Source organism: Streptomyces sp. NPDC057099 (assembly GCF_042671245.1).
GTDB lineage: Bacteria > Actinomycetota > Actinomycetes > Streptomycetales > Streptomycetaceae > Streptomyces > Streptomyces purpurascens.
In genome coordinates this window covers 79,813-94,630 of record NZ_JBHUTX010000004.1, presented here as the reverse complement: position 1 = coordinate 94,630, position 14,818 = coordinate 79,813, and the positions used below count along the sequence as shown (strand labels likewise).

Below are 14,818 nucleotides of genomic sequence, written 5' to 3'. Positions count from 1 at the left end.
CATGACCACTCACCCCATCGCAACCGAACTCGCCCCCGCCGATGCCTGGTTCAAGTCTTCATACAGCGACCCCGGCCAGAACTGCCTGGAAGCCGCCCACCTCTCCCCCTCCCCCACCCCCTCCATAGCCATCCGCGACTCCAAATCCCCCACCGGCCCCGCCCTGCTCCTCGCCCCGGCCGCGTGGACGGCATTCCTCACCCACGTCGGCCGGGAGGAGAAGCCGTAGCGGCGGCTACTTGGCGCAGAACCATGGTGCCCGGCCCGATGCGGCTACGCGTCGCGCCTGTGCAGCAGCAGGCTGCCGACCAGCAGCGCGGCTGCGGCCCACGTGGCGAGCACGCTCAGGCCGGCCCATGGGCCGATGGGCAGCTCGTGCAGATGGACGGTGGCTTGGACCGCGAGTCCGGCGGTCATGGGCGAGATCTGCTGGAGGTGGCGCTGCCACTCCGGGTCGTTGACCACCTGGGTGACGACCGGGAAGAGGTAGAGCAGCCCGAGCACGATCCCGATGGCGGTCGCCGCCTCCCGTACCGCCGTCGCCACGCCGAGGCCGATCAGGGCGATCAGGACGAGGTAGAGGACCGAGCCCACGGCCGCGCGCAGGGTCGGGCCGTCGCCCAGGGACAGCGGGGCATAGCCGTGCGCCTCGGTGAATCCGTTGCCGGGCAGGATGTAGCGGCCGACGAGGAGGGAGGCCAGGACGGCGACCGTCCCGGAGGCCATGACGACCGTGGTGAGAACCGTCGCCTTGGCGGTGAGGACGGTGAGCCGGTTCGGCACCGCCGTGAACGTGGTGCGGATCATGCCGGTGCCGTACTCGCCGCTGACGGCCAGCACCGCGAGGACGGCGATGACCGCCTGCCCGACGGTGACGCCGGTCAGGGCGAGCTTGACGGCGTCCTGGCCGCACCCCGCGTCCGGGCACTTCACGGCCTTGGCAGTGCCGCAGCCGATGGCCACGGTCAGTGCGACGGCGAGCAGGAGCAACCTGCCCATGTCCCCTGTGGTGCGCAGCTTCGTCCACTCCGCGTGCAGGGCGCGGCCGAAGTCCCCTCGCCACGCGCCGTCCGCAGTACTCGTGAGTCGTGCACCGCTCAGGAGACTCATACGTCCCTCCCGCGCAGCCGCACCACGGCCAGACCGAAGACGAGCGCGGCGTATCCGCACAGCACGGCGAGGCCGGCCCATGGCGCCAGCGGGTAGTAGCCGGTCGACGGCTCGTACACGCTGAGCACCTGCGCGTACCGCGGCAGGGTCTGCTGGATGGCGAAGCCCGCAGCCGGGGTCACCCGCAGCAGCCACTCCGAGACGGCCGGGGGCAGTACGCCGGAGGTGGCAAGCAGGAAGGGCAGCACGATCGACGCGGTGACCAGGGCGACTGCCGTGCCGCTGCGCCGCAGCAGGGCACCGACGCCGAGGGCGAGCACGGCGGCGGCCGCGCAGAGCAGGCCGGTGCCGGCCATGACGCGCACTTCGGTCGCCGACGTGGCGGGGAAGACATGGAAGCCCCTGCCACGCGCGCTGTGTTCCCCGATGGGAACGGTGATCGCGGCGGCCACCAGGCTCATGGCGAACGCGACGCCCCCGGCCACCAGCGCCTTGGCGCCAAGCACCCGGCCCCGCAGGGGAGTTGCCGCCATGGTCGTACGCAGCAGACCGCGCCGGTACTCGCCGGTGATGAACACCGTGCCCACGGTGATCACCACGATCAGTCCGGCGAAGGTGCCGACGAGGAAGTTCTCGACGGAGAAGCCGACGCCCATGACGGGCCCGCCGACGACCGGTGCGATGTCACCGGCCCCGGTCACGGTGAACCCGCCGCCGTCGGTCCGGGTGAAGCCGCCCTCGGTGGTGTTCGTGTAGCTGCCGGAGGTGCCCGCGTCGCCGCCCACCTGTGTGCCGCTCCACGCCCCCTGGGACCAGTCGCCCGTGAGGGCGGGGCGGCCGAAGGCGCCGGTGGCCACGGCGGGACTGAAGCCCGTGCCCGCCGCCGTGTCCTGCTTCGCCTGCGGTGACGTCGCGAAGAGCCCGGCCTGCACGGTGCGCGCAAGCCCCGGCAGCTTCGCATGGCCGGCCTTGGTCCAGTGGGAGCCGTCGGTGGAGGTGGAACCGGTGAGACTGTCACCGGAGCGGACCAGGCGCAGCCAGCGCGGGGACTCCTGGGAGACCTTGCCGGAAGGGCCCGCCGTGTCGTGCGTGTAGTCGTACTGCATGCGTACGCCGTGGCCGCCGGTGGCCATGACCGCCGCGTACGGGGATCCCTGGGTGAGGCTTTCCTTCACGATGATCCCGGCCTTCGCCCAAGGCTGGGCGCCCTGGGCCGTCTTGCCGGTCCCGGTGTCGGCCACACCAGTCAGCGACAGCAGGGGAACAGTGAGGGCGCCGTCGCCGGTGAGTGTCTTGTGGATGAAGTAGAAGCTGTCGTTGACGGCCTCGCCGCCGGGGCCCTTCGGATACGAGGCGGAGTCGGCGCCGCGACCGCCGGGGGCGGGGGCGGCCGTGCCGAGCAGGCCGACCACGATCGTCACCAGGAGCGCCCCCGCCATGGCGAGGACCCAGCCGCGTACCGTACGGAACTTCGTCCACTCGGCGTGCAGCGTCCTGAGGAACCCACTCCGCTCAGCGCGCCTCGTGGCCGGGGGGCGAGGGGTGAGGGTGACGGTCATCGCGTGGCCTCCCTCGCCGGGATGCCCCGGTACTCCACCGCGTCCCGGGTGAGCTCCATGTACGCCTCTTCGAGCGTCGCCCGGTGCGTGGACACCTGGGAGAACGGCACCCCGTTCCGGGCGAGCAGGGCCACGATCTCCTCGTCGGGCAGGCCCGTGACGCCGAGGGTGTCGGGGCCGGTGGCGAGAACGGTGGCGCCCGCGCCGTGCAGGGCCTGGGCGGCGCGGGCAGGCGCGGAGGTACGCAGGGTGACCCGGCCGCCGGATGCCTCGGCGAGCAGCTCGGACACGCCGGTGTCCGCGACGACCCGACCGCGGCCGATCACCACGAGATGGTCCGCGGTGTCTTGGAGTTCGCTCATCAGGTGACTGGAGACCAGAACGGCGCGGCCCTGCCGGGCCAGCGACGACAGGAAGCCGCGCATCCACAGGATGCCGTCGGGGTCGAGGCCGTTGAACGGCTCGTCCAGCATGACGACCGGCGGGTCACCGAGCAGCGCCGCCGCGATCCCCAGGCGCTGGCGCATGCCCAGCGAGAAGCCGCCGGCCTTGCGCCGGGCCGCCGTGCCCAGGCCGGCCTGTTCGATGACCTCGTCCACGCGCCGGGCCGGCACGCCCTGTGAGTGGGCCAGCCACAGCAGGTGGTTACGGGCGGTGCGGCTCGGCTGCAGCGCGGAGGCGTCGAGCAGTGCCCCCAGATGCCGAAGCGGGCGACGCAGGGTGCGGTACGGCACCCCGTCGACCAGGGCCTTTCCCTCCTCAGCCGCGTCAAGGCCAAGGATCACGCGCATGGTGGTGGACTTGCCCGCGCCGTTCGGGCCGACGAAGCCGGTCACCCGTCCGGGCCGCACGGTGAACGTCATCCCGTTTAGCGCCAGCTGTGGCCCGAAGCGTTTACGCAGACCGATGACCTCGATCGTCGCCTTCGTACTCTCATCGCTCATGGGCCCCACCCTGTGACGGAGCGAGTTACAGGGGCCGAACGGCCACTGTCATCTCGCTGTTAGGCGCCGCGACCTAGGCTGGCCTGGTACATGTCCTGATGCGCCGACGGGAGGGGAGCATGCGGACGAAATGGGGTCGGCCCCGACGGCTCGCGGGCCTGACCGCCCGGCTCGGCCTGCGCCGTGGCACTGCCCGCACCCGCTTCACCGCCTTGTACGTGACTCTGTTCCTGCTGTCGGGAACGGCGCTGCTGGCCATCGCGGCCGTGGTGGCATCCGGCGGATCGCGCTCCAGCCAGGCCGCCCCCGATGGCGGCACCGATCAGCCCGCCACGGCGGCACAGGCCCAGGGCCGCATCGGCGAGCTGAAGCAGCAGCTGGCCCAGGAGCACGACACCCAGTCCCGGCAGATCCTGATCGGCTCCGCCAGCGCTCTCGGCGTCATGGCGGTGATCTCGGTCGGCCTCGGCTGGTTCGTCGCCGGCCGGGTGCTACGCCCGCTGCGCGTGATGACAGCGGCCACCCGCCGGATCACCGCCGACAGCCTGCACGAACGCCTGGCCATCGACGGCCCCGGCGACGAGGTGAAGGACCTCGCCGACACCATCGACGACCTCCTCGGCCGCCTGGAGCACTCCTTCGACGCCCAGCGCCTCTTCGTCGCCAACGCCTCCCACGAACTGCGCACCCCGCTCACCACGATGCGGGCCTCCCTGGACGTGGCCCTCGCCAAGCCGGGCCCCGTACCCGAGACCACGGCCACGCTGGGCGCCCGGATGCGCACCGAACTCGACCAGATGGACCGGCTGCTGGAGAGTTTCCTGGTCCTGGCTCGCACCCAGCACGGCGAGTTCACCGACTCGGCGCGCCTCGCCCTCGGCCAACTCGCGCTGACCGCCCTCACCGGACGGGCAAAGGACATCGCGGCCAAGGGCCTGACCGTGCGTGAGAACCGGATCGACGACTCCGCGTGGGTGTGGGGCAGCCAGACGCTGCTGCGCCGCGTGGCCGACAACCTGGTCGACAACGCGATCGCGCACAACGGCACCGGAGGCTGGATCGGTGTCGCGGTACGGGCCGAAGGAGACGACGCAGGCGCGGTGTCCCTCGTCGTCGAGTCCAGCGGACCGGTCCTCGACCAGCGTCGGGTGGCGGACCTCGCGCGGCCCTTCCGCCGCTTTGGCGCCGACCGGACCGGCACCGGCCAGGGCGGCGGCCTCGGCCTCTCCATCGTCGCGGCCATCACTCGGGCCCACCACGGCACCCTGGAGCTGCGCGCCCGCCCCGACGGCGGCCTGCGCGTCACCGTCGCCCTCCCCCGCACGGATGGCAGGGCTACGGCGGAAGCCCCCGACACAGAGACGGGCGTGGCGCGTTGAGAGTCCTGGTGGTCGAGGACGCCCGCCCCCTCGCCGAAGTCATCGTCGAGGGACTGCGCGACCAGGGCATGGCCGTGGACGTGGCCCACGACGGGCTCGACGCCGCGGCCAAGCTGGACGTCAACGCGTACGACGTCGTCGTGCTCGACCGCGACCTGCCAGGCATCCACGGCGACACCCTCTGCCAGATGATCACCGAGCGGGACGACCGCGTGATGGTCCTCATGCTGACCGCCGCCGTTTCACCCGGGGACCGTGTCAGCGGCCTGACCCTGGGCGCCGACGACTACCTCGCCAAGCCCTTCCACTTTCCCGAACTCGTCCTGCGCATCCGCGCCCTGGCCCGCCGCCGCCCCGCCGCCCGGTCCCGCACCCTGCGCACTGCGGGCATCGAACTCGACCCGATGCGCCGCACCGCCAGCCGCGACGGTCACCAACTCGACCTCTCCGTCAAGGAATTCGCGGTACTCGAAGCCCTCCTCAACGCGAGCCCCGCCTTTCTCAGCGCGGAGGACCTCCTCGAACAGGTATGGGACGAACACGCCGACCCGTTCACCAACACCGTCACGGTGACCATCAGCCGCCTGCGACGCAAACTCGGCGACCCCCCGGTCATCGCCACCACACCCGGCGTGGGGTATCGGATCATCGACACAGGCGCCCCACCCGACTGAGCATGGCGCCAGGGGCTGACGGCCCGCGAGCGGAGGCGCGACGCCGCATCTACGACCCCACCGGCCCGGGCACCATCCGGGTCGCCTGCTGCGCAACCGGCAGCGCGCCGCGGCCGGCGCAGAACTCCGCCTCGATGATCGCGTCAGTGCTGCCCGACCAGTCGCCGTTGAAGTTGACGGCCAGGGAGTGCCGGCCGTCGTCGGTCGTCACCGCGTCCGAGTTCGAACCGAAGATGCCGCCGTCGTTGCCCCAGACGTGGACGCCGCAGCTCAGCTCGCGGTCGACGAGCCCCAGGCCGTAGCGGCTGGTGTCCCGGCTGGAGGGGACCGTGGTCTTCATCTCCTTCAGCTGCTCGGGCGGGAGCAGCCTGCCCCGGAGCAGGGCCGAGTAGAAGCGGGTCAGGTCGGCCGAGCTGGAGACCATCTGGCCGGAGCCGTAGGCCAGGCGCGGGTTCAGTTCCGTGACGTCGTACGTCGGGCCGCCCACGTCCGGCTTGACCAGCTTGGAGTAGGTGCGGCTGCTGGGCCGTGGCAGGGTGACCCGGGTGGTGGGGACCGAGGTCGAGGTCAGGTGCAGCGGGGCGATGATCCGGCGCTCGATCTCGTCGCCGTAGTCGTCGCCGCCGGTGGCCTTCTCGATCACCCGGGCGGCCAGGACGTAGTTGGTGTTGGAGTAGTTGAACGGCTCGTCCGACTCGGGATACGGCTCGTTCGCCATGGCGAAGGCGAGCAGTTCCTCGGGGGTCGCCTCGTCGAAACGGTGCTTCATGAAGCCGTCCGCGGTCATGTACTTCTGCTGGAAACCCGTGTCGTCCAGGTAGTCGTAGATGCGGCTGGTGTGGTTCAGGAGCCGCCGCAGGGTGACCTTCCGGCCGTCGTGGCCGTTGCCGCGGACCAGGCCCGGCAGCCACTTCTCCACCGTGTCGTCGAGCGAGAGCTTCCCCTCCGCCTCCAGTTGCAGGAGGACGGTCGCGACGAACGTCTTCGTGATGCTGCCGACGCGGTAGTGGTCCGCCGTCGAACGCGGCTTGCCCGTCTTGAGGTTGCCGACGCCGGCCGTGGCCGCCCAGGTGCCGTGCCCCCGCCGCACGGTCATGGTCACGCCCGGCACGCCGTCGGCGACCGCGGCCCGTACCGCCTGCCGCGTCGCGTCATGCCCCCCGTCGGACGGAGCGGCGAGCGCCGGGGCGGCCAGCGCCGCCGTCAGCGCCACGGCCGTCGCCGCCGTCAGGGCCGTACGCAGATGTCTCTTCATGTCCCCGTTTCCCCCTGTCACATCGAGCTGTGTCAGGGGGTGGGACTGGGCCGCCGGGGGCCCGGGTTGACCGGGCCCGGACGGTTGAGCGGCAATCAGCCCTTCTTCAGCACCAGTTCGGTGTTGCGGTCCTCCGGGTCGCCGCCGAGGGTCGCGTTCGCGCCGGGGGCGTTCAGGGACAACTCGCGGTAGAGGGCCGCCAGGCCGGTCTGGGAGAGGTCGGAGAAGTCCGTGCGGTGCGGGGCCGAGGACTCCACCAGCGTGGTGAACAGCGAGATCGTGCCGTCCTTGTTGTCGGTCAGCTCGATGACCCGGGCCAGCTGGGGGAAGTCGACGTGGGAGGCGGTGGAGATCTCCCAGAAGGAGCCGCCGCCGGACATCGAGTGCGGGGTGATGACGTTCTTGTGGATGTGGCCGTTCACCCAGGCGAGCACGTTGCGGTGGCCGCCGAGGAGGGCGAGGACCTCCTGGCCGTCGTGGCGGCGCTCGTCGGGCCTGGCCGGGTCGCTGCGGAGGTTCGTCATCGTCTTGCTGGTGTGATGGCTGAAGATCACCGCGTGGGAGTCCTTGTTCTCCCGCAGGGTCTTCTCGAGCCACTTCATCTGGGTCGTGCCGAGGGAGCCCTCGTAGTGGCCGCCCGCGTCGGTGGTGTCCAGGCTGATGCCGATGACGTCGTCGGAGATGCGGAAGGCGTAGTACTGGGTACCGGCGTCCAGATTGGCGGAGGAGTAGCCGTGGCCGGCCGGGCCGACACCGCGGTGGGCCGGGTCCAGGTGTGCCTGGAGGTACTCGGCGGAGGTGAAGGGGGCGCGGCTCTCGTCCGGGGTGACCGAGCGCATGGAGCGGGCGTGGGACTTGAGGAAGTCGTGGTAGCGGACGCCCTCGGGGTCCCGGGCCTTCTTGATCTGCGCCTGGAGCTGCTGCGCCTCGGCCGCGGACACGTCCATCAGCTTCTTGCCGCCGACGGCGAGTTCGGTGAGGTAGGAGTCGCCGTGCGAGGCGTAGCAGCCCATCGGCAGGGAGTCGTGGTTGCCGACCGTGGAGTACCAGGGCAGGTTGAGGCCGGGGCTGCGGACCTCGCGGACGGCGGCCTTCAGGAAGCCGTCGAGCTGCGGGAAGCCGACCTGCTTGTCGCTGTCGCGGACCGCGGCGTCCGGCTGCCAGTACTGCTTGAGGCCGCTGTTCTGGACGCCCTCGTACTGGCGCGGGTTCCCGGTGTTGGGCGTGATGCGCCCACCGCTCATGATCTTCAGGAACCAGTCCAGCTCGGACTTGGCGTTGTTGTCCGTGTTGTCGCCGGTGGTCATGGCGAAGTGCAGCGGGGCGCCGGTGACGGGGGCGCCTCGGAGCGCATTGATCCGCTCCACCAGCGCGATGGCGCCCTGCACGGTCAGCGCCTCGTGCGGCCGCCAGGCGTGGATGTCGGCCGAGCGGAGGTACTCCAGGCGCAGCGGGTGCTGGGCGTCGATGATGTGCAGGTCGGTGAGCTGCACGAACGCCGCGAGCGGAGTACGCCGCCCGGTACGGCCGGACTTGGGCGCGGCCAGGTCGGAGCGCACGACCCGCTGCCAGCCGGCTCCGTCGCCGAGGCGCCGGTAGCCGGAACTGCCGCGCGGGGTGGCGACGGAGGCGAGGGTGGTGCCCTTGGTGTAGGGGGCCAGCGGCGCGGCCGGTGCCTGGCGCGAGGAGGCCGCGACGGCCTCGGTCGCCTCCTTGGCCGTGGCGGCCTGGCTGTCGCTGGGCCGCAGGGCGTAGCCGACGCCCGCGGAGAGGGCGACCGCGCCGCCGGCGGCGAGGACGGAACGACGGTGGATGCCCTGGCCGGATCCTGCGACTGAGCGTGTGCGCGACATGCGCTTCTCTCCCCGAGTACGAACGCGTCGGCAGTGGTCGCGGGGCGTTCGTCGAACGAACACCCCGCTCACACTGGATCGTTGGCATCGGGAATGACCTGCGCGTAAACGCGACGGCAACGGGCAGCGCCGATCACCGTACGTGGATCTTGGACTACCCCGCGCGTCGACGACCGCTCCGGGAACGGCCCGGAGTCGGTCACTCGGTGTTCATCTTCCGGGGTTCAGAGCTGTTTCCACACCGGTGAGCGTGAGTGCGCATTGGCATGTACGAGTGAGTGACTGGTGTGGTCGACCCGGAGCGCGTCGACGGGCTTCGGCGGAAATGAACAGTGGTTTGCCCATCGAATGCGTGACCTTCACGGGTGGGGTTCGTTGGGTGGGTAAGGGGATGTTCGATGCGGGGCCCGGGGGGACGGCTTGGGCGGGTTGCGGGAAGTAGCGGCGTCTTTCGTGGTGCCCGGCCCCTCAGGGGTGGCGATCCGGGCACGGCTGCGGGTCTCGAAGACTGATGCTGCGGTGCTGGCCGAGGTCGGTGCATTTCTCGGCGCGCTGGCGTCTCGCGACCTGGCTGGGCGCTGCGGGCAGGGGTTGGCGCACGACTCGGCGGCGTGGGCCGCTCGAAAGCGGGAGTTGACCGGTCTTACCTCAGCGCGGTGGGCAGGCAGCATCACCAAGGCCACCAATGACCGGTGGTCACTGGCCCGGCGCTGCCAGGCAGCCGAGATCGTGTCGCTGCGTGGGCAAATCGTCTCGATCGAGGCTCGGCTGGCGCGTCCGCTGGACGCCAGGGCGGACAAGCGGGCGAGACTGGTGCGCGGTTACGGCTCGCGGGCGGAGTGGCATGCCAAGGCCCGCCGGCTGCACACGCTGAAGGGCCGCCTGACCGCCGTGGAGACGGACTGGGCGGCGGGCCGGGTGCGTGCGGTGCGCGGCGGCAAGAGACTGGCCCATTTGCGCCACCACCTGGACCAGGCCGGGCTGAACGAGACGGCCTGGCGGGAGCGCTGGCAGGCGGCTCGGATGTTCCTGGCCGCCGACGGGGAGTCCGGCAAACGCTTCGGCAACGAGACCATCCGCATCACCGCCAGCGGGCAGGTCTCTATCAGACTCCCGGCCGCCCTTGGCCATCTAGCCAACGCCCCGCGCAACCGGTACGCACTGAACGCCGCGGTGGTGTTCAGGCATCGCGGCGAGGAATGGGCGGACCGGGTCAGCACAAACCGGGGGGTGGCCTACCGCATTCACCACGACGTCGCGCGCGGCCGCTGGTATGTCACCGCCTCCTGGCAGCGCGCAGCCGCCCCAATCCTGCCGATGGACGCGGCCCTCGCGCAGGGGGTGGTGGCGGTCGACATGAACGACGACCACCTCGCCGCCTGGCACCTCGACATCGACGGCAACCCCGTCGGCGAACCTCAGCGCTACATCTACGACCTGTCCGGCACCGCATCGCACCGGGACGCCCAGATCCGCCACGCCCTCACCCGGCTGCTGCACCACACCCACCGCTGCGGAGCCGCGGCGATCGCGATCGAAGACCTCGACTTCAGCGACGGCAGGACGCGGGAGAAGCACGGCCGCAAAAAACGCTTCCGCCGTCTGATCTCCCGCTTCCCCACCGCCAAGCTGACGGCCCGTTTGGTCGCGATGGCCGCCGAACAGGGCATCGCGATCGTCGCGGTGGACCCGGCCTACACCTCCCGATGGGGTGCCCAGCACTGGCAGCAGCCCCTGACCACACCCAACCGCACACCCACTCGCCACGACGCGGCAGCCGTGGCGATCGGACGACGCGCCCTCGGGCACCCGGTCCGGCGACGGACGGCACCGCCCCCACACGACCAGAGTGATCGTGCGGGGCATCGGACCGCCCAGGCCCGACCGGAGACCCGACGGCGTGAGGAACCCCGCCCCCGCATTCCCGGACCACGATCACGAATCGTGCCGCCCGGACGCGGAGCGAAAGCGGGCGACCAGCGTGCCCAGCACCGTTCGGAGCACGCGGCTGAGCAACAGTCCTGGCAACAGGACTCACTCCCACTCAGTCTCTAGGAACGGTACTGCACCTATTCCGGGACGCCGTTGAGCCGGCCGTCGGCCGGGCGCTCCCGCCACAGTCGCAGGGCCGTGTCGACCAGCCCGATGCGGACCAGTCCGGGCACCGCGTCCAGGTCCTGCCAGGCGGCGAGGTCGGTGGAGCCGCCCACCTCGTTGCGGAGTTCGCCGCCGGTGATGCGGCCCTCGTAGACGAACCGGACGCCGTGATGGTCGACGGGGCTTCCGGAGCCGTCGTCGAACACGCGGTGGGAGGAGTCCACGCCGAGCAGTCCGGTCACTTCTATCCGGTACCCGGTCTCCTCCTCCACCTCCCGTCGCACGGTGTCGTAGGGATCCTCGCCGTGCTCCATGCCGCCGCCCGGCATGACCCACTCGGGGGTGCCGTCCTGGGCGGGTGAGCAGGCGAGCAGGATCTGTCCGTCACGGACGCATACGGCGTAGGCCGCCACCCTCAACTTCTCTCGCACTCAGGGACGTTAACCGATTTCGCCGTCTTCAGGACTGATGCCCGCAAAACGCATCGCGGGTTTTCCCCATACATCCATCTCGTTTCGGTCAACAGTCCCCAAAGAGCGTGCCTTTACGCAAAGCTGTGCGATCGTCCGGGCTCGCGTTCGGACCGTTGCGACCAGGGTCGATCGGTCCTGGTCGTTCCCGCTCGTTCCTTTACCAACAAGGGATGCCGATGACCCTCACCCCCCAGCGAGACCCGATATCGGGCCCGAGACGTGTGGCCCGGATAGCCGTGGCCGCCGGTCTCGTCGCCGCGCTCTCCGCGGCCGGGCCGATCCCCCTGGCCTTCGCCGCCGACGGCCCGGGCGCCTCCGCCCCCGCCGACCCGGACGTCAAGTCCGCGCCCGACAAGCTCGGTTCGGACGACGCGGACCTCCTCGCGGAGGCCAAGGCCGACGGCGACAAGACCGTCACGATGATGATCGCCACCGCGCCGGGCAAGACCGAGCAGGTCGCCGGGCAGCTGGACGCGGTCAAGGGCGGCACGGTGGGCCGGGCCGACGACAAGCTGGGCTACGTCCGCGCCACCGTCCCGACCTCCCGGGCGGACTCGGCCATCGCCGCCGCCGCCAAGCTCTCCTCCGTGCACGGCATCGACCTGCGCGAGGAGATCCCGCTGGACGACCCGACGCCGAGCGCGGACGCCGCCAAGGGCGCCAAGGCCGCGAAGGGGACGTACCCGGCGCCCGGGAAGAAGACCCCGGCGGAGAACCCGTACAACCCGTCCTTCGAGACGGGCGCGGTCGACTTCGTCGAGGACCACCCGAAGGCCGACGGCCGCGGCATCACCATCGGCATCCTGGACTCCGGTGTGGACCTCGGCCACCCGGCGCTGCAGAAGACCACCACCGGCGAGCGGAAGATCGTCGACTGGGTCACCGCGACCGACCCGGTCGTCGACGGCGACCGCACCTGGCGCCCGATGACCGCCTCCGTCTCCGGGCCCAGCTTCACCTACGGCGGGAAGACCTGGACGGCCCCGGCGGGCTCCTTCAAGGTCAGCACCTTCCTGGAGTCGTACACGACCGGCGGCGACGCGGCGGGCGACGCCAACCGGGACGGGGACACCACCGACGCCTGGGGCGTGCTGTACGACGCCGCGTCCGGCACGGTCCGCGTCGACCTGAACAACAACAACGACTTCGGTGACGACACCGCGATGAAGCCGTACAAGGACGGCTTCCAGGTCGGGTACTTCGGCACCGACGACCCGAAGACCGACATCGCCGAGCGGCAGCCGTTCGTCGTCGAGATCCGCAAGGACGTCGTCACCGCGTCCGGCGCGAAGGCCGACTTCGTCAACATCGGCGTCATCGAGTCCGAGCACGGCACGCACGTCGCCGGCATCACCGCCGCGAACGGCCTGTTCGGCGGCACGATGGACGGCGCGGCTCCGGGCGCCAAGCTGGTCTCCTCGCGCGCCTGCACCTGGTCGGGCGGCTGCACCAACGTCGCGCTCACCGAGGGCATGATCGACCTCGTCACCAAGCGCGGCGTCGACATCGTCAACATGTCCATCGGCGGTCTGCCGGCGCTGAACGACGGCAACAACGCGCGCGCCGAGCTGTACACGCGCCTGATCGACGAGTACGGCGTCCAGCTGGTGATCTCCGCGGGCAACTCCGGCCCCGGCACCAACACCATCGGCGACCCGGCCCTGGCCGAGAAGGTCATCTCGGTCGGCGCGTCCGTCTCCAAGGAGACCTGGGCCGCCAACTACGGCTCGGTCGTGGAGAAGAAGTACGCGCTGATGCCGTTCTCCTCGCGCGGCCCGCGTGAGGACGGCGGCTTCACGCCGACCCTGATCGCCCCGGGTGCCGCGATCAACACCATCCAGACCTGGATGCCGGGCGCCCCGGTCGCCGAGGCGGGCTACACCCTGCCGGCCGGCTACGGCATGCTCCAGGGCACCTCGATGGCCTCCCCGCAGGCCGCCGGCGCCGCCGCGCTGCTGCTGTCGGCCGCGAAGCAGAAGAAGATCGACCTCACGCCGGCGACCCTGCGCACGGCCCTCACCTCGACCGCCGACCACATCAAGGGTGTGCAGGCGTACGAGGAGGGCGCGGGCCTCATGAACATCGAGGACGCCTGGGACTCGATCCGCGACGACGCCACCTCGCACGCCTACACGGTGAAGGCGCCGGTCGACACCGCGATCGACCAGTTCCTGAAGACCCCGGGCTTCGGCACGGGCCTCTACGACCGTGAGGGCGGCCTGAAGGCCGGCCAGAAGAAGACCTACGAGGTCACCGTCACGCGTACGTCCGGCGCCGACAAGGCGATCCGGCACGAGCTGCACTTCGAGAACAACGCGGGCGGCACGTTCCGCGTCGTCGGCTCCGACGAGGTGAAGCTGCCGCTGAACCAGCCGGTGACCGTCAAGGTCCAGGCCGCGCCGAAGTCCGCCGGTATCAAGAGCGCGATCCTCGAGGTCGACGACCCGAAGACCGAGGGCATCGACAAGCAGGTCCTGAACACGGTCGTCGCCGCCGAGCCGCTGAAGTACACGTACTCCGCGTCCGGTTCGGTGCAGCGCAACAGCTCGCAGCACTACTACGTCACCGTGCCCGAGGGCGCGAAGACGCTCGAGGTCGCGATGAGCGGGCTGAAGGACAAGAGCCAGACCCGGTTCATCTCCATCCACCCGTACGGCGTCCCGTCCGACCCGACGTCGACGATCAACTGCTACCCGAACTACGCCAACCCGGCCAACACCTGCCGCCCCGACCTGCGTTCGTACGCGAACCCGCAGCCGGGCGTGTGGGAGATCGAGGTCGAGTCGCGCCGTACGTCGCCGCTGCTGGACAACCCGTACAAGCTGGATGTCGCCGTGCTCGGCGCGGCCTTCGACCCGGAGACCGTGACCGTGCCCGAGGCGAAGGTCGGCACCCCGGCCGCCGCCTCCTGGAAGGTGACGAACGGCTTCGCCGCGCTCGACGGCAAGCTGGTGGGCGGCCCGCTCGGCTCGGCGAAGACGACCCGTCCGTCGATCAAGCAGGGTGAGACGCAGACCACCACGGTCGAGGTGCCCGCGGGCGCGAAGTCCCTGGACGTCGCCATCGGCGGTGTCTCGGACACGGCCGCGGACCTGGACCTCGCGGTCTACAACGCCGCCGGCACGCAGGTCGGCAGCTCCGCCGACGGCGACTCGGAGGAGTCGGTCTCCGTCCCCTCCCCGGCCGCGGGCAAGTACACGGTCGAGGTCGTCGGCTACTCGGTGCCGGCCGGCACCACCGCCTACGACTACCAGGACGTGTTCTTCTCCCCGTCCCTCGGCACCGTCGGCGTCGACGGCTCGGCGCCGGTGAAGCTCGGCACGGGCGCGTCGGCCACGGTCTCGGGCAGCGTCACCGCCGCGGCGGCCGCTCCCGAGGGGCGTGAGTTCTTCGGGCAGGTCCAGCTGGTCAACGCGCGCGGCACGGTCGCGGGCCTGGGCAGCGTGAAGATCGAGAAGGTCGTGCCGTAACTCA

At 71.0% G+C, this 14,818-nt stretch carries 11 protein-coding genes; 5 read left to right on the top strand and 6 right to left on the bottom strand.

The window, feature by feature from the left end; translation table 11 throughout:
• Window position 1: 1 nt before the first annotated feature.
• On the top strand, window positions 2-229 hold the full coding sequence (locus ACFT4A_RS07270) for a DUF397 domain-containing protein (RefSeq protein ID WP_382826750.1): 228 nt from the start codon (window positions 2-4) through the stop codon (window positions 227-229).
• A 44-nt stretch (window positions 230-273) separates the two neighbouring features.
• Here the strand turns inward: ACFT4A_RS07270 and ACFT4A_RS07265 are convergent, their stop codons facing one another.
• Genes ACFT4A_RS07265 through ACFT4A_RS07255 form a run of 3 tightly spaced genes read right to left on the bottom strand, consistent with a single transcriptional unit; the run spans window position 274 to window position 3,613 of the window.
• Window positions 274-1,110 (bottom strand): ABC transporter permease subunit, encoded by an 837-nt coding sequence (locus ACFT4A_RS07265; RefSeq protein ID WP_382826749.1) that lies wholly within the window; start codon window positions 1,108-1,110, stop codon window positions 274-276.
• On the bottom strand, window positions 1,107-2,669 hold the full coding sequence (locus tag ACFT4A_RS07260; protein ID WP_382826748.1) for an ABC transporter permease subunit: 1,563 nt from the start codon (window positions 2,667-2,669) through the stop codon (window positions 1,107-1,109). Before ACFT4A_RS07260 ends, ACFT4A_RS07265 begins: the two co-directional genes overlap by 4 nt.
• On the bottom strand, window positions 2,666-3,613 hold the full coding sequence (locus tag ACFT4A_RS07255; protein ID WP_382826746.1) for an ATP-binding cassette domain-containing protein: 948 nt from the start codon (window positions 3,611-3,613) through the stop codon (window positions 2,666-2,668). The genes ACFT4A_RS07260 and ACFT4A_RS07255 overlap by 4 nt, the downstream gene beginning before the upstream one ends.
• A gap of 119 nt (window positions 3,614-3,732) precedes the next feature.
• Here ACFT4A_RS07255 and ACFT4A_RS07250 point away from each other — a divergent pair, with 119 nt between their 5' ends.
• Together ACFT4A_RS07250 and ACFT4A_RS07245 are read left to right on the top strand one after the other, a co-directional pair.
• Window positions 3,733-4,992, top strand: a complete 1,260-nt coding sequence (locus ACFT4A_RS07250; protein WP_382826744.1) for an ATP-binding protein — start codon at window positions 3,733-3,735, stop codon at window positions 4,990-4,992.
• A complete protein-coding gene (locus ACFT4A_RS07245; protein ID WP_382826742.1) occupies window positions 4,989-5,666 on the top strand; it encodes a response regulator transcription factor in 678 nt (225 codons plus the stop codon). The genes ACFT4A_RS07250 and ACFT4A_RS07245 overlap by 4 nt, the downstream gene beginning before the upstream one ends.
• A gap of 49 nt (window positions 5,667-5,715) precedes the next feature.
• Here the strand turns inward: ACFT4A_RS07245 and ACFT4A_RS07240 are convergent, their stop codons facing one another.
• Together ACFT4A_RS07240 and ACFT4A_RS07235 are read right to left on the bottom strand one after the other, a co-directional pair.
• The gene (locus ACFT4A_RS07240; RefSeq protein WP_382826740.1) at window positions 5,716-6,921 is read right to left on the bottom strand and encodes a serine hydrolase domain-containing protein; all 1,206 of its coding nucleotides are present in this window, start codon (window positions 6,919-6,921) and stop codon (window positions 5,716-5,718) included.
• A 95-nt stretch (window positions 6,922-7,016) separates the two neighbouring features.
• On the bottom strand, window positions 7,017-8,774 hold the full coding sequence (locus ACFT4A_RS07235) for a TIGR03767 family metallophosphoesterase (protein WP_382826738.1): 1,758 nt from the start codon (window positions 8,772-8,774) through the stop codon (window positions 7,017-7,019).
• 519 nt (window positions 8,775-9,293) lie between these two features.
• Between ACFT4A_RS07235 and ACFT4A_RS07230 the strand changes: the two genes are divergently transcribed.
• Complete coding sequence (locus ACFT4A_RS07230; RefSeq protein WP_382826737.1) at window positions 9,294-10,829, top strand: IS200/IS605 family accessory protein TnpB-related protein; 1,536 nt, start codon at window positions 9,294-9,296, stop codon at window positions 10,827-10,829.
• Between the two features lie 14 nt (window positions 10,830-10,843).
• Here the strand turns inward: ACFT4A_RS07230 and ACFT4A_RS07225 are convergent, their stop codons facing one another.
• Window positions 10,844-11,284 carry an NUDIX hydrolase gene (locus tag ACFT4A_RS07225; RefSeq protein WP_382827154.1) on the bottom strand — a complete coding sequence of 147 codons (441 nt, stop codon included), beginning with the start codon at window positions 11,282-11,284 and terminating at the stop codon, window positions 10,844-10,846.
• A 236-nt stretch (window positions 11,285-11,520) separates the two neighbouring features.
• Between ACFT4A_RS07225 and ACFT4A_RS07220 the strand changes: the two genes are divergently transcribed.
• On the top strand, window positions 11,521-14,814 hold the full coding sequence (locus ACFT4A_RS07220; protein ID WP_382826735.1) for a S8 family serine peptidase: 3,294 nt from the start codon (window positions 11,521-11,523) through the stop codon (window positions 14,812-14,814).
• Window positions 14,815-14,818: the final 4 nt, after the last annotated feature.